22 protein-coding genes and 2 pseudogenes are annotated in these 23436 nt (G+C 71.2%); 13 read left to right on the forward strand and 11 right to left on the reverse strand.

Annotation, left to right across the window (positions count from 1 at the left end; translation table 11 throughout):
- Window positions 1-214 precede the first annotated feature (214 nt).
- Window positions 215-712: a hypothetical protein gene (locus OHT57_RS42285; RefSeq protein ID WP_328752252.1), complete on the forward strand. Its 498-nt coding sequence runs from the start codon at window positions 215-217 to the stop codon at window positions 710-712.
- Between the two features lie 31 nt (window positions 713-743).
- On the opposite strand, the pseudogene OHT57_RS42290 reads toward OHT57_RS42285, so the two are convergent.
- Window positions 744-887 (reverse strand): annotated as a pseudogene (locus OHT57_RS42290) (beta-galactosidase); the annotation flags it as partial.
- Window positions 888-1163: 276 nt separating this feature from the next.
- On the opposite strand from OHT57_RS42290, the gene OHT57_RS42295 reads away from it, so the two are divergent.
- The 6 genes and pseudogenes from OHT57_RS42295 to OHT57_RS42320 all read left to right on the forward strand — a co-directional run.
- Window positions 1164-1658, forward strand: coding sequence for a MarR family winged helix-turn-helix transcriptional regulator (locus OHT57_RS42295; RefSeq protein ID WP_328752253.1), 495 nt, complete (start codon window positions 1164-1166; stop codon window positions 1656-1658).
- A gap of 153 nt (window positions 1659-1811) precedes the next feature.
- The gene (locus OHT57_RS42300; RefSeq protein WP_328753488.1) at window positions 1812-2423 is read left to right on the forward strand and encodes a DsbA family protein; all 612 of its coding nucleotides are present in this window, start codon (window positions 1812-1814) and stop codon (window positions 2421-2423) included.
- 43 nt (window positions 2424-2466) lie between these two features.
- Window positions 2467-3273, forward strand: a complete 807-nt coding sequence (locus tag OHT57_RS42305; RefSeq protein ID WP_328752254.1) for an MBL fold metallo-hydrolase — start codon at window positions 2467-2469, stop codon at window positions 3271-3273.
- Between the two features lie 2 nt (window positions 3274-3275).
- Window positions 3276-3692 carry a nuclear transport factor 2 family protein gene (locus OHT57_RS42310; RefSeq protein ID WP_328752255.1) on the forward strand — a complete coding sequence of 139 codons (417 nt, stop codon included), beginning with the start codon at window positions 3276-3278 and terminating at the stop codon, window positions 3690-3692.
- A 61-nt stretch (window positions 3693-3753) separates the two neighbouring features.
- Window positions 3754-4134, forward strand: coding sequence for a nuclear transport factor 2 family protein (locus tag OHT57_RS42315; RefSeq protein ID WP_328752256.1), 381 nt, complete (start codon window positions 3754-3756; stop codon window positions 4132-4134).
- 152 nt (window positions 4135-4286) lie between these two features.
- A pseudogene (locus OHT57_RS42320) lies at window positions 4287-4637 on the forward strand (isocitrate/isopropylmalate family dehydrogenase); the annotation flags it as partial.
- On the opposite strand, the gene egtD reads toward OHT57_RS42320, so the two are convergent.
- The 4 genes from egtD to egtA are packed head-to-tail and all read right to left on the reverse strand — an operon-like array spanning window position 4627 to window position 9114.
- Entirely contained in the window at window positions 4627-5700 is a 1074-nt protein-coding gene (egtD, locus tag OHT57_RS42325) for an L-histidine N(alpha)-methyltransferase (RefSeq protein ID WP_328752257.1), read from the reverse strand. The pseudogene OHT57_RS42320 and the gene egtD overlap by 11 nt on opposite strands.
- Entirely contained in the window at window positions 5697-6476 is a 780-nt protein-coding gene (gene egtC, locus OHT57_RS42330; protein WP_328752258.1) for an ergothioneine biosynthesis protein EgtC, read from the reverse strand. Before egtC ends, egtD begins: the two co-directional genes overlap by 4 nt.
- Window positions 6476-7813, reverse strand: a complete 1338-nt coding sequence (egtB, locus tag OHT57_RS42335) for an ergothioneine biosynthesis protein EgtB (RefSeq protein WP_328752259.1) — start codon at window positions 7811-7813, stop codon at window positions 6476-6478. Before egtB ends, egtC begins: the two co-directional genes overlap by 1 nt.
- Window positions 7810-9114, reverse strand: a complete 1305-nt coding sequence (gene egtA, locus OHT57_RS42340; protein ID WP_328752260.1) for an ergothioneine biosynthesis glutamate--cysteine ligase EgtA — start codon at window positions 9112-9114, stop codon at window positions 7810-7812. The genes egtB and egtA overlap by 4 nt, the downstream gene beginning before the upstream one ends.
- Before the next feature lie 289 nt (window positions 9115-9403).
- On the opposite strand from egtA, the gene OHT57_RS42345 reads away from it, so the two are divergent.
- Complete coding sequence (locus OHT57_RS42345; RefSeq protein ID WP_328752261.1) at window positions 9404-10234, forward strand: TIGR02452 family protein; 831 nt, start codon at window positions 9404-9406, stop codon at window positions 10232-10234.
- Here OHT57_RS42345 and OHT57_RS42350 read toward each other — a convergent pair whose 3' ends face one another.
- From OHT57_RS42350 to OHT57_RS42365, 4 genes are all read right to left on the reverse strand, one after another.
- Window positions 10235-10690 (reverse strand): type II toxin-antitoxin system PemK/MazF family toxin, encoded by a 456-nt coding sequence (locus tag OHT57_RS42350; RefSeq protein ID WP_328752262.1) that lies wholly within the window; start codon window positions 10688-10690, stop codon window positions 10235-10237.
- 38 nt (window positions 10691-10728) lie between these two features.
- On the reverse strand, window positions 10729-12243 hold the full coding sequence (locus tag OHT57_RS42355) for a flotillin family protein (RefSeq protein WP_328752263.1): 1515 nt from the start codon (window positions 12241-12243) through the stop codon (window positions 10729-10731).
- A 132-nt stretch (window positions 12244-12375) separates the two neighbouring features.
- Window positions 12376-12594, reverse strand: a complete 219-nt coding sequence (locus OHT57_RS42360; RefSeq protein ID WP_328752264.1) for a hypothetical protein — start codon at window positions 12592-12594, stop codon at window positions 12376-12378.
- A gap of 27 nt (window positions 12595-12621) precedes the next feature.
- The gene (locus OHT57_RS42365) at window positions 12622-14046 is read right to left on the reverse strand and encodes an amidase (RefSeq protein ID WP_328752265.1); all 1425 of its coding nucleotides are present in this window, start codon (window positions 14044-14046) and stop codon (window positions 12622-12624) included.
- Between the two features lie 274 nt (window positions 14047-14320).
- On the opposite strand from OHT57_RS42365, the gene OHT57_RS42370 reads away from it, so the two are divergent.
- From OHT57_RS42370 to OHT57_RS42380, 3 genes are all read left to right on the forward strand, one after another.
- The gene (locus tag OHT57_RS42370) at window positions 14321-15709 is read left to right on the forward strand and encodes a glycoside hydrolase family 43 protein (protein WP_328752266.1); all 1389 of its coding nucleotides are present in this window, start codon (window positions 14321-14323) and stop codon (window positions 15707-15709) included.
- A gap of 6 nt (window positions 15710-15715) precedes the next feature.
- Window positions 15716-16576: an acyl-CoA thioester hydrolase/BAAT C-terminal domain-containing protein gene (locus OHT57_RS42375; RefSeq protein ID WP_328752267.1), complete on the forward strand. Its 861-nt coding sequence runs from the start codon at window positions 15716-15718 to the stop codon at window positions 16574-16576.
- A 161-nt stretch (window positions 16577-16737) separates the two neighbouring features.
- Window positions 16738-17856 carry an SGNH/GDSL hydrolase family protein gene (locus tag OHT57_RS42380; RefSeq protein WP_328752268.1) on the forward strand — a complete coding sequence of 373 codons (1119 nt, stop codon included), beginning with the start codon at window positions 16738-16740 and terminating at the stop codon, window positions 17854-17856.
- A gap of 39 nt (window positions 17857-17895) precedes the next feature.
- On the opposite strand, the gene OHT57_RS42385 is transcribed toward OHT57_RS42380, so the two are convergent.
- Window positions 17896-18747 carry an SCO2400 family protein gene (locus OHT57_RS42385; protein WP_328752269.1) on the reverse strand — a complete coding sequence of 284 codons (852 nt, stop codon included), beginning with the start codon at window positions 18745-18747 and terminating at the stop codon, window positions 17896-17898.
- 402 nt (window positions 18748-19149) lie between these two features.
- On the reverse strand, window positions 19150-19872 hold the full coding sequence (locus OHT57_RS42390) for a TetR family transcriptional regulator (protein WP_328752270.1): 723 nt from the start codon (window positions 19870-19872) through the stop codon (window positions 19150-19152).
- Window positions 19873-20014: 142 nt separating this feature from the next.
- Between OHT57_RS42390 and OHT57_RS42395 the strand changes: the two genes are divergently transcribed.
- Together OHT57_RS42395 and OHT57_RS42400 are read left to right on the forward strand one after the other, a co-directional pair.
- Window positions 20015-21520: an APC family permease gene (locus tag OHT57_RS42395; protein ID WP_328752271.1), complete on the forward strand. Its 1506-nt coding sequence runs from the start codon at window positions 20015-20017 to the stop codon at window positions 21518-21520.
- A gap of 21 nt (window positions 21521-21541) precedes the next feature.
- A complete protein-coding gene (locus OHT57_RS42400; RefSeq protein ID WP_328752272.1) occupies window positions 21542-23194 on the forward strand; it encodes an amidohydrolase in 1653 nt (550 codons plus the stop codon).
- Window positions 23195-23436: the final 242 nt, after the last annotated feature.

Here is a 23436-nt window from a genome sequence, read left to right on the forward strand (position 1 = left end):
CGTGGTGACGCTGCGGGTGGGCCGCAGATCAGGTCGGGGGCTGCGGCGCCTGCTCTGTGGTGGGCGTCGCTGCTGTCATACGGTCCAGCCGGAAGCCCCGGCCGGCCGGCGTTCCGCGTGCGGCACCGATCGACGAGGCGCCACCGGCCGTCAGTGGTGAGCAGTGCGGCCGGCTGACTCCCGGACCGCGTCCGTCGGTCACTAGGCTCCGGGCGTGAGATACAGCGAACTCGAGACGGACGTACTTCAGTTGATCGTCGGAGCCACCGAGGAAGACGTCCGGGCGTTCGGGGAGGAGACGGTCACTCGTCTGGTGCGGTCAGAGCTGTTCCGCGACGCCGTCGAGGACGAACTCACCGACGAAGCCCGGGCAGCACTCGTCACCGCCTGCGCGAACATCCTGACGATCAGTGCCCCCGAGCTGCACGACAAGCTCGCGACGATCTACGACGGCATCCTGGTCGACGACGATCTGGACACCGGAATCCTCACCGCCGTCCAGGCGTTGGCGCACTGGCACAGCTACCTGAATCAGAACCGACGCGGTGAGCTCTACGAACTCGCCATCCGTTCCATCGAGGACATCGACCACGAGGTATCCGCAGACCTCGACGACTTCCTCGCCACACCGGAGATGGCCGCCGAGTACGAACGCATCCGCCGGCTGCTTGGCCCCGGCGCGCGTCAGGAACGTGGGCCACTTTCCGCGTAGCCGGTCCCATGGCCACCGTCTCGGTCGGTCTGCCGACGCCGACCGTGGTCACCCCGGCCTCGCCCGTCAGGCGCATGTCCTCGACCCAGACCTCCTCGGGCCCCTGCTCGGGGTTGTAGTCACGTGGGGGGCGACGGGAGGTGTCAGCCCTTGTCGACGCCGGGGGTCCTCGGATCGGACGCGGCACCGCTGCCGCCGCACGCCAAGAGCGGCGGTGAGCAGGCACCCGGCAGAGCGGCACCACCGACGGCGCTTCCGTCGTCCAAGGGACCGACGTGAACGTCGACGACCAGCTCCGGAAGATCGTCCGCATCAACTGAGCGGCCACGGACGGCCAGGAGGGCGGGCGTTCACCTTCGCCCACTCTCCCGGTCCGGGCGGCTCTCGCTCGGCCTGTTCCCCGCATGATCGGTACGGTGGTACCGGGACGAGTGGAGGGGGCGGTGCGGCCGTGAGCGAGGAAGCGGAGATCGGGACGGCGAAGGAGGCCGCCGAGCATGAGCTCATTCTGGCGTTCGGGCGCCTGCAAGGGGCGGCCAACCGGCTGGAGTACATCCTCGGCCGGGCGCTCGAGGAGGAGTGCGGCATCAGCCATCTGGTCTTCGAGGTCCTGCTGATCCTCGGCCGGGCGGGCGACCCGGGCTTGTCGATGCGGGCCGTCGCGCAGGAACAGGTGCTGACCACCGGGGGCGCCACGCGTCTGGTGGACCGTATGGAGGCGGCGGGTCTGGTCGAACGCGCGGCGGACCCCGGCGACCGGCGCGGGCGACTGGTGCGCCTGACCCCGCTGGGCGAGGAGACGGCCGTACGCGCGTCACGGGTCCACCTGGAGAACATCCAGCGGCACTTCGTGCAGCCTCTCCCCGCAGGGGACCGCGTGCGATTCGCCGAGGATCTGCGGATCCTCAGCCACGCCGCCAGGGACGTACTGCCCCGGCTGCCCTGACCTGCGGTTCGGCGACAACCCTGATCTAATGACGTCACCCGCCATGGTGTGGCACGGGTCACAACAAGGCGGAAATATCTGAGTAGTCAGTTACTGTTTGATCAGGTGAATCGCTCGCGGAAGGTGCGAGCCCCCACCCTGCCGAGGTCCCTGATGAAGCTCGTCCATGTCTTCGACGCCTACTGCGGCTGGTCGCACGGGTTCTCCACGACCCTGCGCGAGGTCATTGCGCGGCATCCCGAACTGCCGGTCGAGGTGGTCTCCGGCGGCCTGTTCACCGGCCCGAGGCGGGTGCCCGTCCGTGAGTTCGGCTATGTGCAGGGTGCGAACGCGGAGATCGCCAAGCTGACCGGTGCCGTGTTCGGTGAGGGGTACGAGCGGCTGATCGCCGACGGCTCGTTCGTGATGGACTCCGAGGCCGCCGCGCGCGGTGTCGCCGCCCTGCGCCAGGCGGCCCCCGAGCGTGCGGCCGAGCTGGTCGTGGCCCTCCAGCAGGCGTTCTACGTCGACGGTTCGAGCCTGTCCGAGGCTGCCACCTACCGGGCGGTCGCCGAGGGGGCCGGGCTGGACGCCGACGCCGTGGTCGCTGCTTTCGAGTCCGATGAGGCGCCCTACACGGCGGCGGACGACTTCCACCGCGCGGCCGAACTCGGGGTCACCGGCTTTCCCACCCTGCTCGCCGTCGACGGCCGGCAGGTCAGTGTCCTGGCCCGCGGGCATGCCACCGCCGATGACGTGGACCGGCGCCTGGCGAGCCTTTCCTGAAGTCCCTCTTCCCACCTCTCCACCCCCGCAAGGAGAACCGACGATGAGCACCCTGTCCTTCAAGGTCCTGGACCTGGACTTCCCGGCCGGATCCAAGAACAAGACCGCCACCCTGGTCACCGGCGAGAGCGAGGCGCTGCTGGTGGACGCCGCGTTCACCCGCGCCGACGGCCACCGGCTGGCCGCCGAGATCCTCGACTCCGGCAAGACGCTGAGCACGGTCTTCGTCTCGCACGCCGACCCCGACTTCTACTTCGGCGCCGAGGTCGTCGCGGACGCGTTTCCCGAGGCGGTGTTCGTGGCGACTCCGCTGGTCATCGAGCACATCAAGGACTCCTACGAGGGCAAGCTGAAGGCGTGGGCCGCGCTGGGCTCGAACCTGCCCACCCGCCTGGTCGACCTCACCCCGCTCACCGGCGACCTCACCCTGGAAGGCCACACCTTCGAGCTGAAGGGCGGCCCGGCCGGCCTGCCCGACCGGCACTACCTGTGGCAGGCCGAGTCCCGTGCTCTGCTGGGCGGAGTGCTGCTCTTCCAGCAGGAGCACGTCTGGGTCGCCGACACTGCCACCCCCACCGACCGCGCCGCCTGGATCGACCTGCTGGACGAGATGGCCGCCCTCGACCCGGACCTGGTCGTCCCCGGCCACCGTCTGCCGAACACGCCCGCTGACGCCTCCGCGATCTCCGCCACCCGCGAGTACCTGGTCGCGTTCGAGGAGGAGCTGGCCGCGGCGGCCGACGGTGCCGCGCTGACCGAGGCGCTGGTCAAGCGTTACCCCGGCTACGGCATGCTGATCGCCGCGCAGATCGGTGCGAAGGTCGCCAAGGGCGAGATGAAGTGGGGCTGACCATGAGCGAGTCGTCGTTCGCCACGTCGTCCGCGCCGGCCGATGTAGTACGGCGTCAGTACCTGGCCTCGGCCGCCGGGGACCTGGACGCCTTGCGGGCCACGCTGGCCCCGGATGTGGAGTGGACGGAGATGGCCGGCTTCCCGCTGGCCGGCACCTACCGCACCCCCGAGGGGGTCACCGCCAACGTGATGGAGCAGTTGGGCAAGGAGTGGGAGGGCTGGGCCGCCCATGACGACACCTATGTCGTCGACGGGGAGAACGTCGTCGTCCTGGCCCGCTACACCGCCACCAACAAGGCCACCGGCAAGGCGATCGACGTGCGGGTCGCGCACCACTTCGTCGTACGCGGCGGACTCATCGTGCGCTTCGAACAGTTCGTCGACACCGCTCTCGTCCGCGACGCCATGAACGCCTGACAGGCCCACCCGGCATCCGCAGAGCAGCCATCCGTACCACCTCCGTGGAGAGGGGAAGCACGTGTCCGCTGCCGACAACAAGGCGCTCGTCATCGCGTTCTACGAGCAGTCGTTCAACGACTACCAGCCGGAAGAGGCCGCCGCCGCGTATCTCGGGGAGAGCTACACCCAGCACAACCCCGAGGCGCAGGACAGCCCCCAGGCGTTCGTGGGCTATGTCCACTGGCTGCGCGGGCAGTTCCCCGATCTGCGCCTGGACATCAAGAGGGCCCTCGCCGAAGGGGACCTCGTGGTCACCCACAGCAACCTGCACCTCAAGCCCGGCGACCGGGGCATGGCCGTCGCCGACTTCTGGCGCCTTTCCGACGGAAGGATCGTCGAGCACTGGGACGTGATCCAGGAGGTGCCCGAGAAGAGCGCCAACGACAACACCATGTTCTGAGTTCGGCAGCGTCACCCCGCCGTGTGTCGCGGCACAGGTCGCGACACACGGCTCACGCATGCGCTGCTCCAGACGCGTTCGGGCCGTCGAGACACGGGCGTTGACCTTCCGGAGCAGTTGTCGACCTCGTAGTGCACCTCGACGCAGGCGACGTGATCGGCCCCCTCAACGCCGACATCCTCTCCGACCTCGGCAGCGCCCTCGCTGGCAGCCTGGGTCTGGCCGCCGGCGCCAACCTCAACCCCGAGGGCCGCTTCCCCAGCATGTTCGAGCCGGTGCACGGCTCCGCCCCGGACATCGCCGGCCAGGGCCTGGCCAACCCGATCGGCGCGGTCGGCAGTGCGGCCCTGATGCTGGAGCACTTCGGCCTGGCCGACCAGGCGGCCCGCCTGAACAAGGCGATCGAGGCCACCGCCGCCGCGGGCGTCCTCACCCGCGACGTCGGAGGCACGGCCACGACCGAGGACGTGACCAAGGCGCTGATCGACGCGCTCAGCGCCTGACGATCCGGGGTCCGGCCCGGTGCGCGGTGGCGAGGGTGACTGCGAAGCCCGCCTCGGAGTCGGCCCACACCTGGTCGGTCTGAAGGCCCGCGGCCGTCAGTTCCGACCGCAGTCCGTCCGTGGTGAACTTCGCGCTCCGTTCAGTGATCCATTCCTCTCCACGGTCGAAGTGCACCGTGAGACCGAGCTGCCGGACCGAGACGCGCTGCTCGGTGAGACTGCGCAGCCTCATCTCGATGTGCTGTTCGGCGTCGTTCCACACGGCCCGGTGCTCGAAGGCATCGGGCTCGAAGTCGGCGTCCAGTTCGCGGTTGAGGACGTACAGGAGATTCTTGTTGAACTGAGCGGTGACGCCTTCACAGTCGTCGTAGGCCGCGATCATCTCCTGGGTGTCCTTGACCAGGTCGGCGCCGATCAGCAGGAAGTCCTCGGGGCGCATGAGGCTTCGGATCTCCCGCAGGAAGGGGACACGGACGGACCGGCGGAAGTTCCCCAGAGTGCTGCCGATGAAGGCGATCAACCGGGGCGCGCCGACGGGCGGTTCGGGCAGCGTCAGAGGAGCCGTGAAGTCGGCACGAAGGGCATGGAGCGTGAGCTGCGGATACTCCTGCACGAGGTGCGCGCCGGCCTGGTGCAGGGCGTCCTCGCTGACGTCGACGGGGACGTAGTGGAGTCCCGCCGGGCCGAGGGCCTCCAGGATCAGTTTCGTCTTCGTGCTGCTGCCCGACCCGAGTTCCACGAGGCTGCGGGCCCCGGTGCGCTCGGCGATGTCGCGGGCGTGGAGCACGAACAACCCCAGCTCCGCACGCCACAGCGGGTATTCCTTGAGCTGGGTGATCTCCTCGAACAGTTCGCTGCCGCGGGCGTCGTAGAACCAGGTGGGAGCGGTGGACTTCGGAGTACTCGTCAGGCCGGTCCGGATGTCGGCGCGCAGGGCCCTGGCGTAGTGCTCGGCGTCCAGGGTGTTGGTGTAGCCGTAGGTGCGGGTGCCGGTCACGGGTGCCTCACTTCGGTCGGCGGCGGACTGCGGGCGTTCTGACCCCCACAGAGGGAACGGGCTCATGTGCGGGGCTCCTTCAGTGGCTCCGCGGACGGCTCCTTGAGTGGCGTGAGTAGGATGTCGGTGCGGCTCGCCGCGAGGAGCGTGCGGTCGGGGACCTCCTGCCAGTGCGGGTCGTCGTTGTACGGCTCGGAGGCCACGACGGTGCCGCCGCCGGGGCGTGAGAGGTACCAGAGGGTGTCGCCCCAGGCGGTCGCCGCGATCGACTCACCGTTGGTCAGAAGGAGGTTGAGCCGCGAGGCCGGTGCGGCCTCGGCCACCTCCAGGACCGTGTCGGCGAGGGCCTGGCCCTCCTCGTCGCCGCCGCGCAGCCGGTTCAGGACCAGCGCCCACACGAACGCCGAGTCGTTGCGGGCCTCCATCGACAGCAGGTCCGCCGGGGGCACGGCTGCGGTCAGCGCGGCCAGGGAACGAGGCCAGCCCGCGACCGCACCGTTGTGGCTGAACAGCCAGGGCCCCGAGGCGTACGGCGCCGCCGCGGCCTCGGCGTCGGCTCCCGCCAGGGTCGCGTCCCGGACGGCGGCCAGGACGGCCTCCGTCCGCACGACCCGTGCCAGGTCCGCGAACGACAGGTCCGCCCAGATGGGCCCGGCCCGCCGGTAGCGCGCCGGGGCCGGGTCGCCCTCGGCGTACCAACCGACGCCGAAACCATCGGCGTTGACCGTGCCGTGTCGCTGTCGCCGTGGTGCCCACGACTGGCGGTACAGGCTGTGCGCGGGCTCCACGAGGAGCCGGCCGAGTGGTTCCTCGGGACCCAGGTATGCGAGGTGACGGCACATCAGACGGCTCCCGAACGGGCCGTGCGGAAGCCGGAGAAGATCTGCCGCCGGATCGGAAGGTCCCAGTTGCGGAACGTGCCGCGGCAGGCCACCGCGTCCACGGCGAACGAACCGCCGCGCAACACCTTGTGGTCGGGGCCGAAGAACACCTCCGAGTACTCCTTGTACGGGAACGCCTGGAACCCCGGGTAGGGCTCGAAGTCGCTCGCCGTCCACTCCCACACGTCACCGATCAACTGACGTACACCGAGCGGCGATTCGCCCTCCGGATAGCTTCCGGCGGGCGCGGGACGCAGGTGCCGCTGACCCAGGTTGGCGTGCTCCGGTGCCGGGTCGGCGTCCCCCCACGGGTAGCGCGTGGAGCGGCCGCCCGCCGGGTCGTGGCGGGCGGCCTTCTCCCACTCCGCCTCGGTCGGCAGCCGCCGTCCGGCCCAGCGGGCGTACGCATCGGCCTCGTACCAGCACACGTGGACCACCGGCTCGTTCGGCGGCACGACCTCGGTGACGCCGAAGCGCCTGCGCAGCCACTGCTTGCCGTCGCGGCTCCAGAACAGCGGGGCGTGGAGGGAGTGTTCGCGGATGTGCGCCCAGCCGGCCGGGGCCCACCAGCGTTGGTCGTCGTAGCCGCCGTCCTCGATGAACGCCTGGTACTGGGCGTTCGTCACCGGAGTGGTGTCGATGTGGAAGTCGTCCACCTCACGCCGGTGGGCGGGGCGTTCGTTGTCCAGCGCCCAGGGTTCGTCGGAGGTGCCCATGGTGAACGGGCCGCCGGGGACGAGGACTTCGGCCGGACCGGTGAACAGCGGGGCCGGACCGGGATCCGGCGCGGTCAGGGCCTGCGGGCCCTTGCGGAGCTGATGGGTGATCAGCATGGTCTCGTCGTGCTGCTGTTCGTGCTGCGCGACCATCCCGAAGGCGAAACCGGCCTCGGTGAGCCGGGTGCCGTGCAGCGCGGTGCCCTCCAGGACGTCGAGGACCCGCCCACGGACCTCCGCCGCGTAACGCCGGGACTCCGCGGGCGACAGCAGGGGCAGGGTGGGGCGTTCGGAGCGCGGGTGCTCGAAGGCGTCGTAGATGCCGTCTATCTCGGGCCGTATCGCCTCCTGCCCGGCGACGTTCCGCAGCAGCCACTGCTCCTCCTGGTTGCCGATGTGGGCGAGGTCCCACACGAGCGGCGACATGAGCGGGGAGTGCTGTGCGGTCAGGTCGGGGTCCTCCACGCAGCTGGTCAGGAGGGTCGTACGGTCCCGTGCGGTGACCAGGGTGGCCACGGCCCGCTCGCGGAAGGCCTCGGGGTCGAAGGAGTCGACCGAGGCGTCGGCGGAGGGGTCGGTCATGTGCTGAGTTCCTTCCCGAGTGAACCGTGCGTCCGGTCCAGCAGATCGTCGGCGGGGCAGCGACCCCGGATCACATAGCGGTGCAGATACGTTTCGACGGCGTCCGTGACCTCGGCGGTGGCGCCCAGCCGGGGCAGGGCCTCCAGGGCCGCCGCGAAGCACGCGATCGCCGCCTCGTGGAGCTCGGGGTCGGTCAGGCCGTCGCGCGCCGCGTCGACCCACAGGGGGTTGTGCGGGGCGGGCTGCGAGCCGGTGCGCTCCGCCAGGGGCTTCACCACCCGGTAGGCGGTCTCGGCGGCCTCCGGGTCGTCGAAGAGCGCGGCCGTCACGGCGAGCGGCACGATCCAGCCGTTCTCGCCCGGCTGGGCGTCGATCATGCGCAGTTCGAGGTGGCCGCGCGGTCTGACCGGCGGGAACAGGGTCGAGACGTGGTAGTCGAGATCGTCCCGGGTCGGCTGCCGGGGCACTCCTGACCTGGCCCACTCCCGGAACGTGAGCCCTTCCGGGACGTCCCAGGGGCCGCTGTCCTGCCGTATGCACATCACCGGCGCGTCCAGGACGTGCGTGGTCCAGGCGCTGCGGGGGTCCGTGTCCAGGGCGGGCCCGCCCGCCCGGCCCTTGCCGATCTCGGTCCATATCAGCTGGCGCGTGGAGAGCCAGCCGGTGGGCCGTGAGGCGGCGAGGGGGGAGTTGGCGAAGGCGGCCACCAGGACGGGGCCCAGCCGGTGCGCCAGCAACCAGCGGCGTCCCAGGCCCAGGGGCCCGGGCTCCTCGTGCCCGGCGTCCACGCACACCTGCACGGAGGCCGAGGCGCACATCATCGAGCGGCCGGCCGGGCCGGTGCGGTCGAGGCAGGTCTCCAGGGCGTCGTAGCGCGGTTCGTGCAGGAACCTGCGGGGCGGGTGCCAGGGGTCGTGGCCGATACCGACGAGGCCGAGGCCGTGCTCGGCGAGAGCCGCCCGGACGGCGGCGAGGTCGTCGGAGACGGTACCGATGCACTCCATCAGGGAGTCGGCGGGCTGCGAGCTGAGCTCCAGCTGGCCGCCCGGTTCGACGGTGAGCGCCGACTTCAGGGGCACGGTCCGCAGTGCGGCGTAGGCCGCCGCGAGTCGTTCGGGTGTCACGGGGAGCCGCGGGTCGCGCAGCTCGTGGACGAGCCATTCAACTTCCACCCCGATACGGCGGGGCGGGCCGGTCTTGAAGCAGATACCGCGGACCAGGGCCTCCAGTTCGGCTTCGGGCAGGGACGTACGCGGCTTCGTACAGTCGGCCGGCGTACAGTCGCTCGGTGTGTCGGACATGTCGGGATCCTCCTGAGATTCCACCATGCCACCGGTCCGGGGATCAGGTGGGTCGGACCGGCAACGCTCGTCCCACCCAAGACCCTGATGCCGATCCGCACAAGGGGGCACATCTCCGCATTCGGGGCCGAGAAGCTCCGTTTCCCCGGGGTTTTCGGGGCGTTTCCCCCGTCTGAGGGGCCCCGGAAACCCTGTTGCACCGCATCACCAGCATCGCGCACGATTCCTCCATGGGCACGACGGGGGAGTCCGCGCGACGCGCGCTCATGGCGCTTACGGGGGTAGCGCCATGAGCGCGCGGCTGCGCGGTATCGCGCACGAGACGGAACAGATCGTCGAGGCCGGGCGCTACCGGGCTCCGGACGGGCGCGAGGTCTCCGTGGCCGCCGCGATCGAGGCGGCGCGGGCCGGGACACGGATGTACGGGCCGGATCCCGTGGAGGTCCCGCCCTTCGAACCCGTGGACACCTGCGTCGAGGTCACGGGCGAGAGCAGTCTGGAGGCGGCCCGCCGGCTCGGCGGGCGCGTGGCCGTGCTGGACTTCGCCTCGGCCCGCAATCCGGGCGGCGGCTATCTGAACGGCGCCCAGGCCCAGGAGGAGGCCCTGTGCCGGGCCTCCGCGCTGTACACCTGCCAGCTTCGGGCCCGTGAGTTCTACGACCACCACCGGTCCCACCGCGACCCGTTCTACACGGACCGGGTCATCCACTCACCGGACGTGCCCGTCTTCCGGGACGATCGCGGCCGACTGCTGGACTCGGCGCACCTCGTGGCCTTCCTGACGGCGGCGGCCCCGAACGCGGGCGTCGTGCTGCGTACGGCACCGGAGCGCGCGACCGAACTGCCGCGGGCCCTCGCGGTGCGCGCCGAGCGGGTGTTGGAGGTGGCCGTGGCCCACGGCCACCCGCGACTGGTCCTGGGCGCCTGGGGCTGCGGGGTGTTCCAGAACGACCCCGCACAGGTGGCCGGGGCGTTCCGGAAGCTGCTCGGACCCGGCGGACGGTTCGCCGGGGCCTTCGAGCACGTGGTGTTCGGGGTGCTGGACCGGACGCGGGGCGCGGTCGTGCGCGAGGCGTTCGTCGCCGCGTTCGCGGAGCGGCGGCTCCAGAACCAGGGTTAGTCAGGTCCAGCCGTACCGCTCGTGCAGCCGGTTCCTGACCAGGTTGAACCGTCCCCGGTCCAGCGCGCATGCCTCCCGGCGCATGCCCGCCTCGTGGAGCCGCAGGATGCGGTCGACGTCCACCCAGGAGTCCCGCCCGGACTTGTCCCAGGGGCCGTCCCCGATGGCGACCCACTCCCGGTCCCCGTCGTGCCGCTTGCTCGACAGCTGTACGGCGAGGAAGGTGCCGGCCGCCTCGCGGGCGACCACTAGCACGGGACGGTCCTTGCCGCGTCCGTCGTTCTCCTCGAAGGGGACCCAGGTCCACACGATCTCCCCGGGGTCGGGGTCGCCGTCGTGCGCGGGGGAGTACTCGGTGCGTACCGTGCCGACCTCACGGGGGTCGGCCTCGGTGGTGGCGGTGCCGCCGTGGCGGCCGGGGACGTTCTCATCGGTGTCATGGGTAAACGCAGTCACGGGGGCACCTTAAGGGGTGCCCCCGTGAGCGCGGTGGGTCAGTCCTCCTGGACCGGCACCCGCTGCGCGGGCGGCGGCTTGACCAGCCCGTTCAGCGGCGAAGTCCCGGCCGGGTCCGGACCGCCCCGGTCCTGTCCGTTCCGGTCCTGTCCGTCCTGGTTCATCGACGACAGCAGCTGACGTGCCAGCCCCAGCCCGGTGCCGCCCATGGTGAGCGCCTTGGCGAACATGTCCGCCATGCCGTCGGCGCCGTTGAGGATCACCATGTTGTCGGCGTTGCCGAACGCGGACGCGCCCGCCCTGACGATCTCCGGCCAGTTCTCGGCGAGTTGCTGGGCGACGACCGCCTCCTGGTTCTCGGCGAGGGCGGCGGCGCGGGCCTTGATGGTCTCCGCCTCCGCGAGTCCCTTCGCCCTGACCGCTTCCGCCTCCGCGAGACCCCTGGCCTGAGCCGCCGCGGCCTCGGCCTCACCGGTGGCCCGGGTCGACGCGGCCAGGGCCGTACCGTGGGCCTTGGTCGCCTCGGCCTCGGCACCCGCGGCCGTCTTGACCCGGGTGGCCTCGGCCGCCGCGGCGAGCTCCGTCTCCTTGGCCTTGGCCTCGGCCGCCGAGATGCGCACATCGCGCTCGGCCTCCGCGAGCGTGCGCTTCTCGTAGGCCTTGGCGTCCGCCGGCTTGCGGACGTCCGCCTGGAGCTGCTGTTCGCGCCGGTGCGCCTCGAGTTCGGCGACCTTGGTCTCCTGGATGACGACCTCCTGCCGGGCCGCCGCGTCGGCGAGCGGGCCGGCCTGCTGCGCCTTCGCGGCTGCCTTGTCCCGCTCCGCCTGGTAGCCGGCCTGGAGGATCTCGCTGTCCCGGGTGGCTTCGGCCATCCGTGCGTACGACTGCTGCTCGGCCTCGGTGGCCAGCCGGTTCGCCTCCGCCTGCGCGATGCGTGCGTCCCGCTGGACGGCGGCCGCGTGCGGCATCGCCATGTTCTTGATGTACCCGGTCGGGTCCTCGATCTCGTGGATCTGCAGGGAGTCGACGATGAGCCCCAGCTTCTCCATCTCCGTGCCGCAGGCGGCCCGGGTCTGGCCGGTGAGCTTCTCCCGGTCGCGGATCATGTCCTCGACGGTCAATCCGCCGACGATGGACCTGAGATGACCGGCGAACACGTTGTGCACGCGCTCCGACATCAGCTTCTGCTGGTCGAGGAAACGGCGCCCCGCGTTGGCGATCGACACGAAGTCGTCGCCCACCTTGAAGATGACCACGCCCCGCACTCTGAGCGGAATGCCCTGGTGCGTCGCGCAGTCCACGTGCAGTTCGGTCTCGTTCAGGTCGAGCGAGAGCTTGCGCACCGCCTGCACACCGGGCAGCACCAGAGTGCCCCGCCCGGTGACGATGCGGAATCCCATGCCCGCTTCGAGCCCCTCGGTCTTGTGGTTGGAACCCGAGATGATCAGTGCCTCGTTGGGTTCCGCGACACGCCACATCAGTTTGAACAGACCGATCAGAGCGGCGATGGCAGCAACGGCCACCCCCGCAACGACGCCGACAATCATCGGCATACGCCCCCTTTGGATGGTGCCCTTTCGGCACCGAACGAAGGGAGTGTGCGCCTGTCCGACACCGGAATACAGACGCCTGCGATTCCTTGTCGAAACCTTGATACTACGACTCTCACCTGCGCGTCAGCGGGCTCAACTGTCGTACGCGGCCTGCACGTAGACCGTCCTCGGCGGCAGGTACTCCACCACCATCACCACCGTCCCCCGCTCCATCCGGTCCGTGCCGGTGGCGGGGTAGGCGAGGAAGTGCTCGGCGCCGCCCCGGACCCGGACGATCACCTCGCCGACGAGCCCCGGTCCTATCGTCCCCGTGACCCGCCCCATGAGCCCGACCATCGACGCATCGTCCATGGTCACAGGGTACGGCCGGAAGTGCCGTCACACGGCTGGGGAATCCACGGCGGCCCGCTGGGGCGGCCGGCTCTCGTGCCAGCGCAGCTCCGACTCCAACTGCGCGGCCAGCGACAGCAGAAGCGGCTCGCTGTTCGCCGGCCCGAGCAGCTGGGCCCCGACGGGCAGAGCTCCGGCGACGAATCCGGCGGGCACGTTGACGCCGGGCCAGCCCAGCACGTTCCACGGCCAGGCGTAGGGACAGGCGGCGATCATCGCCCGGTCGGTGGCCAGCCCGCCCAGGCCGAGCATCGCGCCGATGCGCGGCGGGGGAGCGGCCGTGGTCGGGGCGAGGACGACGTCGTACGACGTGAAGAACCCGCCGATACGGCGGTGCAGGACCGCCTCCGCGCGCCGTGCCGCCCGCAGCGGGAGGCCGCCGAGCAGTCCGCCGAGCCGGGCCGCGTCGCGGGTGCGGCGGTCGAGGAGCGCGGGGAAGGGTGCTTCCCGGACCCGTTCGGCGAGGCCGGCGGTGGCCCTCGGGACGAACGTGAGCCCGATCTGGCCGTACGGCGGGTCGGCCTCCTCGACTGTGTGCCCCAAGTCGGCCAGCTTCTCGGCGAGTTCGACGATCCGGGCGCGTACCTCCGGCTGGAGCCGGGCGGGCAGCGCGGTGAACGGCGGCTTCAGGGCGAGCGCGATGCGCAGCCGGCCGGGGTCGCGGCCCACCGCGGCGCGGGCGTCGACGGCGGGCGGGCGGTGCGGGTCCAGGGCGTGGTTGCCGCTCGCCGCGTCGAGGAGCAGGGCCGCGTCGGCGACCGTGCGGGCCAGGGTGCCGTTGACGGTGATGCCCTGGAAGGACTCGCCGCGGGGCCAGGTGGAGATGCGGCCGCGCTGCGGCTTGATGCCGACGAGGTGGGTCCAGGAGGCGGGGATGCGTACCGATCCCGCCCCGTCGGAGCCGAGTGCGGCGGGCACGAGACCGGCGGCGACGGCCGCGGCGGACCCGCCGGACGAACCGCCCGGCGTGTGCTCGGGGCTCCATGGATTGCGGGTGGCGCCGAAGGCCGGCCCCTCGGTGAACGGCCACTGCCCGAACTCGCAGGTGTTGGTCTTGCCGACGATCACGGCCCCGGCCGCGCGCAGCCGTCGTACCGCCTCACCGTCCCTGGCGACCGCCGGGAACTCACCCCGGCAGCCGAAGGCGGTGGGTTCACCGGCCACGTCCATGTCGTCCTTGACGGCGACCGGCACCCCGAGCAGTGGTGTGCGTATCCCTGCGGCCAGCTCCTGGTCCGCGGCGTCGGCCTCGGCGAGGGCGGCTTCGGTCCGTACGATCCGGAAGGCGTTGAGGGCGTCCTGGGAGGTCCCGATCCGTGCCAGGGTCCGCTCGACGAGCGCCCGCGAGGTGATCGTGCCGTCGGCCAGCGCCCGGGCGGTCTCCACCAGGCCTGGGGAACGGTCGTGCGTCATGGGGGACACCTCCGGGACGACGTTGCCTACCGAACAGTAACGTCGGAAAGCGCTTCGCCGGAACCGGCTTGGCGGGAGCGGCCGTTCGGTGCCGGGCCGCAGGGGGCCGACGTGAACCACAGGGCTCCCACAGGGCTCACCTGTTCCTGCGTAAAGCATTGACTCGTGTATGCCTCAGCCCTACCTTCTGATCGACTTTCCGAACTTCGTTCGCTATTTCGGACGCCTCGGACGTCGTAGCCGCGTCTTGTTCTGGTTCGAGGGAGAGCCGCCCGTGACCACACGTCCCCCCATGCCGTCCCGGCGCACCCTGCTGCGCGCGATGACGGCTCTGCCCGCCTCGGCCGTCCTGCTGGGCGAACTGCCCGGTCTGGCAGGCACGGCCCTGGCCGCCGCCCCGCCCAGCGGCTCGGCCACCCGCTACACGATCGTGCCGTTCCTCAACAGCAACGACGGCACCGTGAACGTCTACCAGTCCGACGACGCCACGGACTTCAGGCTGCTCAAGTCCTCCGCCTACACCCCGCCCGCGGGCAGGATCCGCGACGCGAGCGTCCTCAAGCACACCGACGGCTACTACTACGTCACCTACACCACCCACACCTGGCAGGACGTCAGCACCACCATCGGATTCGCGCGCAGCTCCGACCGGTCCAACTGGACCTTCCTGTACGACTACACGGTCCCCATCGCCGGCCTGTCCCGCGCGTGGGCGCCGGAGTGGTTCGTCGACAGCGACGGCAGCGTGAACGTCATCGTGTCCTGCTCGCTCACCAGCGATGAGTGGATCTTCACGCCGTACCGGCTCAAGGCATCCAACTCCGCGCTGACGGCCTGGAGTTCACCGGTCGCCCTGTCCGGCATCGGCGCGAACCACATCGACACGTACATCGTGAAGGTCGGCTCGACCTACCACGCCTTCACCAAGAACGAGACGGCGAAGTACATCGAGTACGCGACCGGCTCCGCGCTCACCGGCCCCTACACGATCTCCAGGACCGGCGACTGGGCGGGCTGGGGCAGCTACCGCGAGGGCCCGTCCGTGATCCAGCTGGACAACGGTGGCTGGCGGATCTTCTTCGACGGCTACGGCGACGGCAAGTACTACTACAGCGACAGCTACGACACCTTCGCGACCTGGTCGGCACCGGCCGCGCTGCCGGTCGTCTCCGGTACGGCACGCCACTTCACGGTCATCAAGGAGACCGTGTCCGGCGGGCCTTCGCTCGCGAAGAACGTCACCCGCTCCTTCCAGTCGGCCAACTTCCCCACGCGGTACTGGCAGACACAGTCCTCGCTGCTCAACCTCCCGGTGGTGACCGGCTCCAGCACCTCGGCCGAGAAGACGGCGTCCACGTTCACGGTCGTCGCGGGCCTCGCCGACTCGGGCGGCTACTCCTTCCGCGACTCCTCCGGCACCTACCTGCGCCACTGGGACTTCCGTGGCCGCTTCGACGCCAACGACGGCACATCGACCTTCGCCAAGGACGCGACGTTCATCGCCCGCACGGGCTCGTCCGCGGGCTCGATCCGCTGGGAGTCGTACAACTATCCCGGGTACTACCTGCGCCACTACAACTACCAACTCCGCGTGGACCGGACGGACGGAACGGATCTGTTCCGCCAGGACAGCTCCTTCGTGCCGGTGACGGCCTGGGGCTGAGGACAAGTGCGCACCGTCATCGAACGCGAGCTGACCGACCCCTGGGAAGGGATGCTCGCTGCCCCGGCCGATGGCAGTGACCTCGGTGTGCTGGTCCTGGCGGGTTCCAGCGGGCGCGTGGAACGGGAGCGGGCGCGTCTGCTCGCCCGTCAGGGCATGACGGCCTTGTCGATCCGTTGGTTCGGCGGGCCGGACCAGCCTCCCGGGATCTGCGAGATCCCCCTGGAGACCTTCACCGCCGCGGTCGACGTCCTCCAGGCGAACGGGGCGGTGCGCATCGGCATCCTCGGCGTCTCCAAGGGAGCCGAGGCGGCCCTGCTGACGGCGGCGCACGACCAGCGCGTGGACGCCGTCGTCGCGCTGTCGCCCACGTCCCGGGTCTGGTGCAACGTCGGACCGGGCCGCGACGGAGCGCAGCACCCCTACCGATCCTCCTGGACCTGGCGGCAGCAGGCGCTGCCCTTCGTCCCGCTGGACGATTCCTGGACTCCCGCAGAGCCGGACGGCGGGCCCGTCGCCGTCCGCGGATGGTACGAACGCAGCGAGCGGACCTTCGCCCACCTGCTTGCGTCGGCGGACATCCCCGTGGAGCGGGCCCGGGCCGATCTCCTGCTGGTCGCGGGCGGCGACGACGCGATGTGGCCGTCCCTTCCCTTCGCCGAACAGCTGGCCGGGCGCCGACGTTCGGCCGGGGCCACCGTGCGACTGGTCGCCCGCCAGGACGCCGGCCACCGCCCGCGCCTGCCCGGCGAGAGTCCCGCACCGGTCTCCCCGCGCTTCCGGTACGGAGGCACACCCGAGGCCGACGCCCACTTGGGCGCCGCTGCCTGGCCCCACCTCCTCGACACACTCCGCGGGAAGGGTTGACGGGGCAGTGCGAGGCGGCCACCTTGAACAGCGCCAGGGGTGTGGGAGCGCTCCCGCGACGGGTGGGGAGTGCTCTGTGGCCGCAACCGAAGAGTGCACCCGCAACCGCACAGGCTTCCGCATCCCCCAGAACCGTCCCCCCCCCACCGAAGGATGGACGTATGGAGACGCCTCAGCCCCGCTCCTTATCCCGCAGAACCCTCGTGACCGGCGCCGCCGCCGGTCTGGTCGCCGGAGTCGCCGCCCCGTCCTGGGCCTCCGCCGCCCCGCCCCGGTTCCACACGGTGGGCCGGGTCGTCGAGGCCGCCGACGGGTTCGTGCGGTACAGCTGGCCCGGCATCCACTTCGAGGGCCGGTTCCGCGGCCGAGGCGTGGGCATGGTCCTCGACGACTCCGACAACGACTACGACGTGCAGATCGACGGCACGACCACGGCCACCCTCGTCACCCCCGGCCGGACCACCGCCTGGATCAAGGGCCTCGCCGACACCGAACACCGCGTGCGGCTCGTCAAACGCACGGAAAGCCCTTGGGGTGAAGGCCGGTTCGGAGGGTTCGTCGCCGCTCCCGGCGGGGTGATCCTCGCCCGGCCGCCCGCTCGACGCAGACAGATCGAGTACATCGGGGACTCCTACACCGTCGGCTACGGCAACGTCTCCGGCACCCGGGACTGCTCGAACAACGGGGGAGTGAACCGGAACACCGACGCCGACCTCTCCTTCGGAGCCCTCGCCGCCCAGAGCCTCGGCGCCGACTACCAGGTCAACGCCTTCTCGGGCCGCGGCATGGTCCGCAACTACAACGGCGGCAGCCCCGGCACCGACTTCCGCACCTACTACGACCGTGCCCTGCTGAACATCGAGGGCGACGTCTGGCGCAAGCCGGCCAGTTGGCGGCCGCAGGCCGTCGTCATCGGGCTCGGCCTCAACGACTTCTCAACACCCCTGAATCCGGGGGAGAGCTGGGCCACCGAGGCCGAGTTGGTCACCGCCTACGAGTCCGCGTACCACGGCTTCCTCGACAAGCTGCGTGCCCGCTACGGCCCCAGGACCTTCCTCGTCGTCAGCGCCGCGAGCCTTGGCACCACCACGTTCGCCGACACCGTCGAGCGGATCGCCCGGACCCGGAACGCGCGGGGCGACGACCGGGTGGGCCACTGGTACTACGACGATCCCGCCCTGGACCATCTCGGCTGCGACTGGCACCCCTCCGCACGGGACCACCGGATCATCTCCGGCCTGCTCGAAGAGCACCTCGCCACGCTACCGCTGTGCTGGTAGCCGAAACGGGCCGCCGCCAGTCCAGGGCCGGGCCCGCGGTCAGCTGATGCAGAGCAGGTTGAGCACGCACAGCTGCGCCGGCTCGGTCGCCGACGACGAGGGAGTCGTAGAGGTCTGCGACGTCTGCGAGTTGTCGGTGCTCGGGCTCGTGCCCGAGTCCGTGCTGGTGGTCGTCGTGGTGTCCGTGGCCGTGGACGAAGGGGTCTGCTCCGTCGCCGTGTCGGCGGCGGAGCCGACGCCGGCCGCGACCGACGCCGAGAGCGTGGAGTGCGACCCCGAGCCCGAGCCGGTCGTCGCCGTGGGCTTCGGGACGTCGGCCGAGTCGACGTGAACCGACGAGCGGGTGGTGGTGGACGCCGAGCCGGCCGCCCCCCGGTGCGAGGCGGTCCTCGCGGCGGGCGTCGCCGTGGAGGCCTTGTACGCCTCGGCCGGCGTGGACCCCGTGCGGGTGTCGTCCGAGGTCGGCAGCTCAGCCCCGCCCATGGACCGGTTGTCCGGCGAAGTCGCCGCCTGGGTGCGGACGTTGGACTGCTGGCTCATCGAGGCGGCGGTCAGACCGCCCCCGACGAGGGCGACGGCGGTCGCGACGACGGCCTTGCGCTGGTTCTTGCGCCAGCGGGCCCGCTGACGCCGCCGTGCGGCCCGGCCCTCCGCCGCCACCGGCGCGTCCGCCACGTCCTCGGACGGGAACCCGGCGGAGTCGTCGGACGCCGGCTCCTCGTGGAGACCCGCGTCGTGCCAGGTGGGCGCCGTGTCCCACGCCGCTGTCGCCGCCACGCCCGTCGTCGTGCGGTACTGGACGGGGGGAGCGATGTCGGGGGCGTAGGCGCCGCATCCGGGACACGCCAGGGCGCCGTTGAGATGCCGACGGCACGAGGAGCAGTAGTCCATCTGGTCTTCCTGAGTCGGCTGCACCATCGGCCCGGTGGCCGTGGCCGGTCTCGTTCGCACGGGGGATCGAGCCGGAGGTAAAAGTAGCGACGCTTTCGAAAGGCAGTGTGCAGCCTGTGTGATGCTCCTGCGCAGATGTACGAGGGGTGCGGTGGGCACGAAGGCCGTACGTCGCATTCGCTCCCCCTTGTCCGCCATGCGGTGCCCGGTCGGCCCGGCGCGGTCGACGTGAGCCCCGTCACGGCGAGTCGGCCGGCGGCGAGGTGCGGGGAGCGCCGGGCCCGGGCCGAGTGCGAGCGTGCGTGCCACGACGGTGGCGCGGGTACCTGATCGTCCGTGTCTGTCGTTGCTGCCGTCCAGCCCCTCCAGGCAACCGCCGACCCACTGAACGTACGGAAAATCTCATCCGCGTGACGAACTCCGGGTGGATGCTCCGCCGCCGGGCGCGCGGGCCGCGAGCGCCTCCAGCAGGAGGTCCACCGCCTCCTCGAACGAGCTGTCCGCCAGCCCGGGCAACTCGCGGCGGACCACGGTGAGCGCCGGGTACGTCTGTGGGTCCAGGTCCTGGTAGACGTCCCGCCACGCCCGCTGGTCGGCCTCGCGCTGCTGTCGCGGGAGCGCCTGGAACGCCGCGTCCGTGGCCGCGTGGCTGAGCACGGTGTCGATGAAGGCCAGATACAGCCGCGTCGCGTCGGCCGGGCCGAAGCCCGCGGACAGCAGCAGGCCGATACCGGTGTCCACGGCCTGGATCTCACTCGTGCGCCGGGTCACCCGGTGCGCGGCCATCGCGGCGGCCCGCGGATGGGCGACGTACCCGGCGCGCACCCGCAACGCCATCTCGCGCAGTGAGGCCACCCAGTCGTCCCCGGGGACGAACCCCGCCATCGCGTCGCCGATGATCCGGTCGGCGATGGCGAGCACCAGATCGTCGGTGTCGTGGAAGTAGCGGTACAGGGCGGTCGGGTCACAGCCCAGCGCCGCGCCCAGCCTGCGCACGCTCAGCGCCTCGGGACCGTGCTCGCCGATCAGCCGCAGCGCGGTCTCCACGATCAGCTCCTCGGACAGCAGGACACCGGAGCGGGTGGGCCGCCGGCGTCGGCGCTCCTGCGGGACACGGGTGGACATGACCGGGTTCCTCTCGCCGGGGGGCTCTCAGTGAACGACCCCGGCCGCCTTACGTCAACAGGGTTGACCCAATGTGGACATCGGCGGTTCCATCACCTCACCGCGCGGCTCTTCCCCGTCTCCCGTCCCTGAGGAGCCCTCCATGTCGTCAGCACCGCCCGCGTCCTCCCCGCCCGGATCGTCGCTGCGCCGTTCCCTCGGCGTCGTCGACGGCGTCGCCCTCGCCGCCTCCAGCACCGCGGCCACCACCAGCATCGCCATCGGCATGGGCACGATCGCCACCATCGTGGGACTCCAGGCCCCGGCCCTCCTGCTCCTGGCCTTCCTGCCGGTCCTCGGCATCGCCACCGCCTACGCCCGCCTGAACCGCTCCGAACCGAACATGGGCAACGGCTACGTCTGGGTCGGCAGATCGCTCGGCCCCTGGCCCGGGTTCCTGACCGGCTGGGTCACGCTGGTCGGCTCGATCATCTTCTGCGCCTACACCAGCGCGATCATGGGCTCGGTCGTCCTGATCCTCGCCAACAAGGCAGGGCTGCACAGCGTCGCCGGCATCGCCCTCGACCCGACGTCCACCGGTGTCACCACGGCGATCGGACTCGTGATCCTCGTCGCCCTCACCGTCCTCGCCGTCACCGGGATCCGGGCCGCCACCCGCTTCCAGTTCGCCCTGCTGGTCTTCGAGTACGCGGTCCTGCTGGCCTTCTGCGGCTGGGCCCTGGTCACGGGGGACCACGCCTTGTCCCTGTCCTGGTTCAACCCCTTCGAGATCTCCAGCGGCAAGACCTTCGCCCAGGGCATGGTCCTCGCGGTGTTCTTCTTCTGGGGCTGGGACGCGGCCTTCAGCGTCAACGAGGAGACGAAGAGCCCCGGCGAGGCGGCCCGCGGCGGCCTCATCGCCCTCTTCGCGATGCTCGGTCTGTTCCTCTTCGCCTCGGTCGCCTTCCAGCGCGAGATGAGCCTGACCGAACTGGTCACGAACGGCCCCCAGGCCCTTCCGTACCTCGGCGAGAAACTGGCCGGCGAACCCTGGGCCACCCTGCCCGTGGTCGCGCTGATGTTCTCCGCGGTCGCCTCCGTACAGGCCACCCTGATCCCCACCGCACGCGGCCTGTTCGCCATGAGCCGCGACCGCACCATGGGACCGCTGTGGACCCGCATCCATCCGCGCTACGGCACCCCCGCCGCCGGCACGGTCGTGGTGATGGCCATCGCCGGAGTGGTCGCCCTGCTCGCCGTCGCCATCCCCAAGCTGAGCGACATGCTGCTGGCCGCAGTCAACGCCATCGGCCTGATCGTCGCCCTCTACTACGGCCTCACCGCGATCGCCTGCGCGGTGCGCTTCCGCTCGGCGCGCCACGAAGGGCCCCGGGAAGCACTGCTCGCCATCGGCGTGCCGGCCGTGTCCGGACTCATCCTGCTGGGCCTCGGCTGCTACCTCGGATACTCGTACCTGACCATGAGCGACCACTTCGAACTCAGCCCCGACAACGGCTGGTTCATGTTCTCCCTGCCCGCCGTGATCGTCCTCGCCGGCCTCGGCATGGCAGCCGTCGCCAAGTACGGCAGGCACTCGCCGTACTTCACGACGGGCCGCGGCACCGACGCCGAGTCCCTGACCCTTCCGATGGACCGTACGGCAGCCTGACCCTCCCCTGGAGCCCACCACATGTCACACACCGCGGACCTCGTCCTCACCGGCGGTCCCGTGCACACCGTCGATCCCGCCCGCAGCAGGGCCACCGCCGTGGCCGTGCGCGACGGGCGGATCGCCGCCGTCGGCCACGACGAGGTGCGCGAGCTCATCGGCCCGCGCACCGAAGTCGTCGACCTGGCCGGGAAGTTGCTGCTCCCCGGTTTCCAGGACGCCCACGTCCATCCCCAGGGCGCGGGCCTTGAACTGGGCCTGTGCCACCTCGCCGACACCGTCGACCCGGCCGAGTACCTGCGCAGGATCAGGACATACGCCGACCGGAACCCGGACGTCGAGTGGATCACCGGCGGCGGCTGGTCCCTGGAGGCCTTTCCCGGCGGCGCGCCCACCGCCGCGACCCTCGATGCGATCGTCCCGGACCGGCCCGTGTTCCTGCCCAACCGCGACCACCACGGCGCCTGGGTCAACAGCCGGGCCCTGGAACGCGCGGGCATCGACTCCCGTACCCCCGACCCCGCCGACGGCCGAATCGAACGCGACGCCGACGGCAACCCCACCGGCATGCTCCAGGAAGGCGCCGTCCACCTGGTGGGGCGACTGGTCCCGGATCCCACGCCGCAGCAGCAACTCGCCGCCCTGCTCCGGGCCCAGGCCGTCCTGCACTCGTACGGCGTCACCGCCTGGCAGGACGCCATCGTCGGCAGGTACGCCAACATGACCGACCCGGCACCCACCTACCGCACGGCCCTCGACCGGGGTCTGCTCACCGCCCGCGTGGTCGGCGCCCTGTGGTGGGACCGGGCGCGCGGCGCCGAGCAGATCCCCGAACTGATCGCCAAGCGGGAGGAGTTGAGCGGTGGACTGTTCCGGGCCAGCACGGTGAAGGTCATGCAGGACGGCATCGCGGAGAACCACACCGCCGCGATGCTCGACCCGTATCTGACCGGCTGCGGCTGCGCCTCGGACAACAGCGGCATCAGCTTCGTCGAGCCGGGCGAGCTGCGGAAGTACGTCACCGAGCTCGACGCGGCCGGCTTCCAGGTCCACTTCCACGCGCTCGGCGACCGTGCGGTGCGCGAGGCCCTCGACGCCGTGGAGTCCGCCCGCACGGCCAACGGGTGGCGCGACACACGCCACCACCTCGCGCATCTCCAGGTCGTCCACCCGCACGACGTCCCCCGGTTCCGTGCCCTGGGAGCGAGCGCCAACCTCCAGATGCTGTGGGCCGCGCACGAACCGCAGATGGACGAACTGACCCTGCCCTTCCTCGGCGCGGAACGCGGCGCACGGCAGTACCCGTTCGGTGATCTGCTGCGGGCCGGTGCGACCCTGGCCGCCGGAAGCGACTGGCCGGTCAGCAGCCCCGATCCGCTCCAGGCCATCCATGTCGCCGTCAACCGGATCGCCCCCGAAGCTCCCGTGGGCACCCCGGAGTTCCTTCCGGAGCAGCGGCTCGACCTGGGCGCCGCCATCGCCGCGTACACGGCGGGCAGCGCCCATGTGAACCACCTCGACGACCTCACCGGCAGCATCACCGTCGGCAGGTCGGCCGATCTCGTCGTCCTCGACCGGGACCCGTTCGCGGGACCGCCCGAGGAGATCGCCGCCGGCCGCGCCCTGCAGACCTTCGTAGCAGGCCGAAGGGTCCACGCGGCGCAGGACGCCTGACGTCGTAGGGGCCATGCGGCGCAGGACGCCTGAGCCGTGCATTCCCGACGGCGGCAGGTCAGGGTGCCTGATGTCGAGGGCCCGCGTGGCGCAGGGGCACCTGGGCCGTGTGTCCCCGACGGCGGCAGGTCAGGACGCCTGACGTCGAAGGGGCTCTGCTGCGCCGGGCGCCTGAGCTGTGCGGCCCCGACGGCGGGAGATGGTGTGTCTTCCGCGGTCGGTGGTCAGGCTCCGCCCGCGGA

This window comes from Streptomyces sp. NBC_00285 (genome assembly GCF_036174265.1).
In the GTDB taxonomy this organism is placed as follows: Bacteria; Actinomycetota; Actinomycetes; order Streptomycetales; family Streptomycetaceae; genus Streptomyces.

Coding starts and splice junctions, on each gene's coding strand:
- OHT57_RS42300 (WP_328753488.1), top strand. CDS start 1,812: ATGAAGCTCGTCCATGTCTTCGACGCCTACTGCGGCTGGTCGCACGGG.
- OHT57_RS42305 (WP_328752254.1), top strand. CDS start 2,467: ATGAGCACCCTGTCCTTCAAGGTCCTGGACCTGGACTTCCCGGCCGGA.
- OHT57_RS42310 (WP_328752255.1), top strand. CDS start 3,276: ATGAGCGAGTCGTCGTTCGCCACGTCGTCCGCGCCGGCCGATGTAGTA.
- egtD (WP_328752257.1), bottom strand. CDS start 5,700: ATGAGCCCGTTCCCTCTGTGGGGGTCAGAACGCCCGCAGTCCGCCGCC.
- egtC (WP_328752258.1), bottom strand. CDS start 6,476: ATGTGCCGTCACCTCGCATACCTGGGTCCCGAGGAACCACTCGGCCGG.
- egtB (WP_328752259.1), bottom strand. CDS start 7,813: ATGACCGACCCCTCCGCCGACGCCTCGGTCGACTCCTTCGACCCCGAG.
- egtA (WP_328752260.1), bottom strand. CDS start 9,114: ATGTCCGACACACCGAGCGACTGTACGCCGGCCGACTGTACGAAGCCG.
- OHT57_RS42345 (WP_328752261.1), top strand. CDS start 9,404: ATGAGCGCGCGGCTGCGCGGTATCGCGCACGAGACGGAACAGATCGTC.
- OHT57_RS42355 (WP_328752263.1), bottom strand. CDS start 12,243: ATGCCGATGATTGTCGGCGTCGTTGCGGGGGTGGCCGTTGCTGCCATC.
- OHT57_RS42360 (WP_328752264.1), bottom strand. CDS start 12,594: ATGGACGATGCGTCGATGGTCGGGCTCATGGGGCGGGTCACGGGGACG.
- OHT57_RS42365 (WP_328752265.1), bottom strand. CDS start 14,046: ATGACGCACGACCGTTCCCCAGGCCTGGTGGAGACCGCCCGGGCGCTG.
- OHT57_RS42380 (WP_328752268.1), top strand. CDS start 16,738: ATGGAGACGCCTCAGCCCCGCTCCTTATCCCGCAGAACCCTCGTGACC.
- OHT57_RS42385 (WP_328752269.1), bottom strand. CDS start 18,747: ATGGACTACTGCTCCTCGTGCCGTCGGCATCTCAACGGCGCCCTGGCG.
- OHT57_RS42390 (WP_328752270.1), bottom strand. CDS start 19,872: ATGTCCACCCGTGTCCCGCAGGAGCGCCGACGCCGGCGGCCCACCCGC.
- OHT57_RS42395 (WP_328752271.1), top strand. CDS start 20,015: ATGTCGTCAGCACCGCCCGCGTCCTCCCCGCCCGGATCGTCGCTGCGC.
- OHT57_RS42400 (WP_328752272.1), top strand. CDS start 21,542: ATGTCACACACCGCGGACCTCGTCCTCACCGGCGGTCCCGTGCACACC.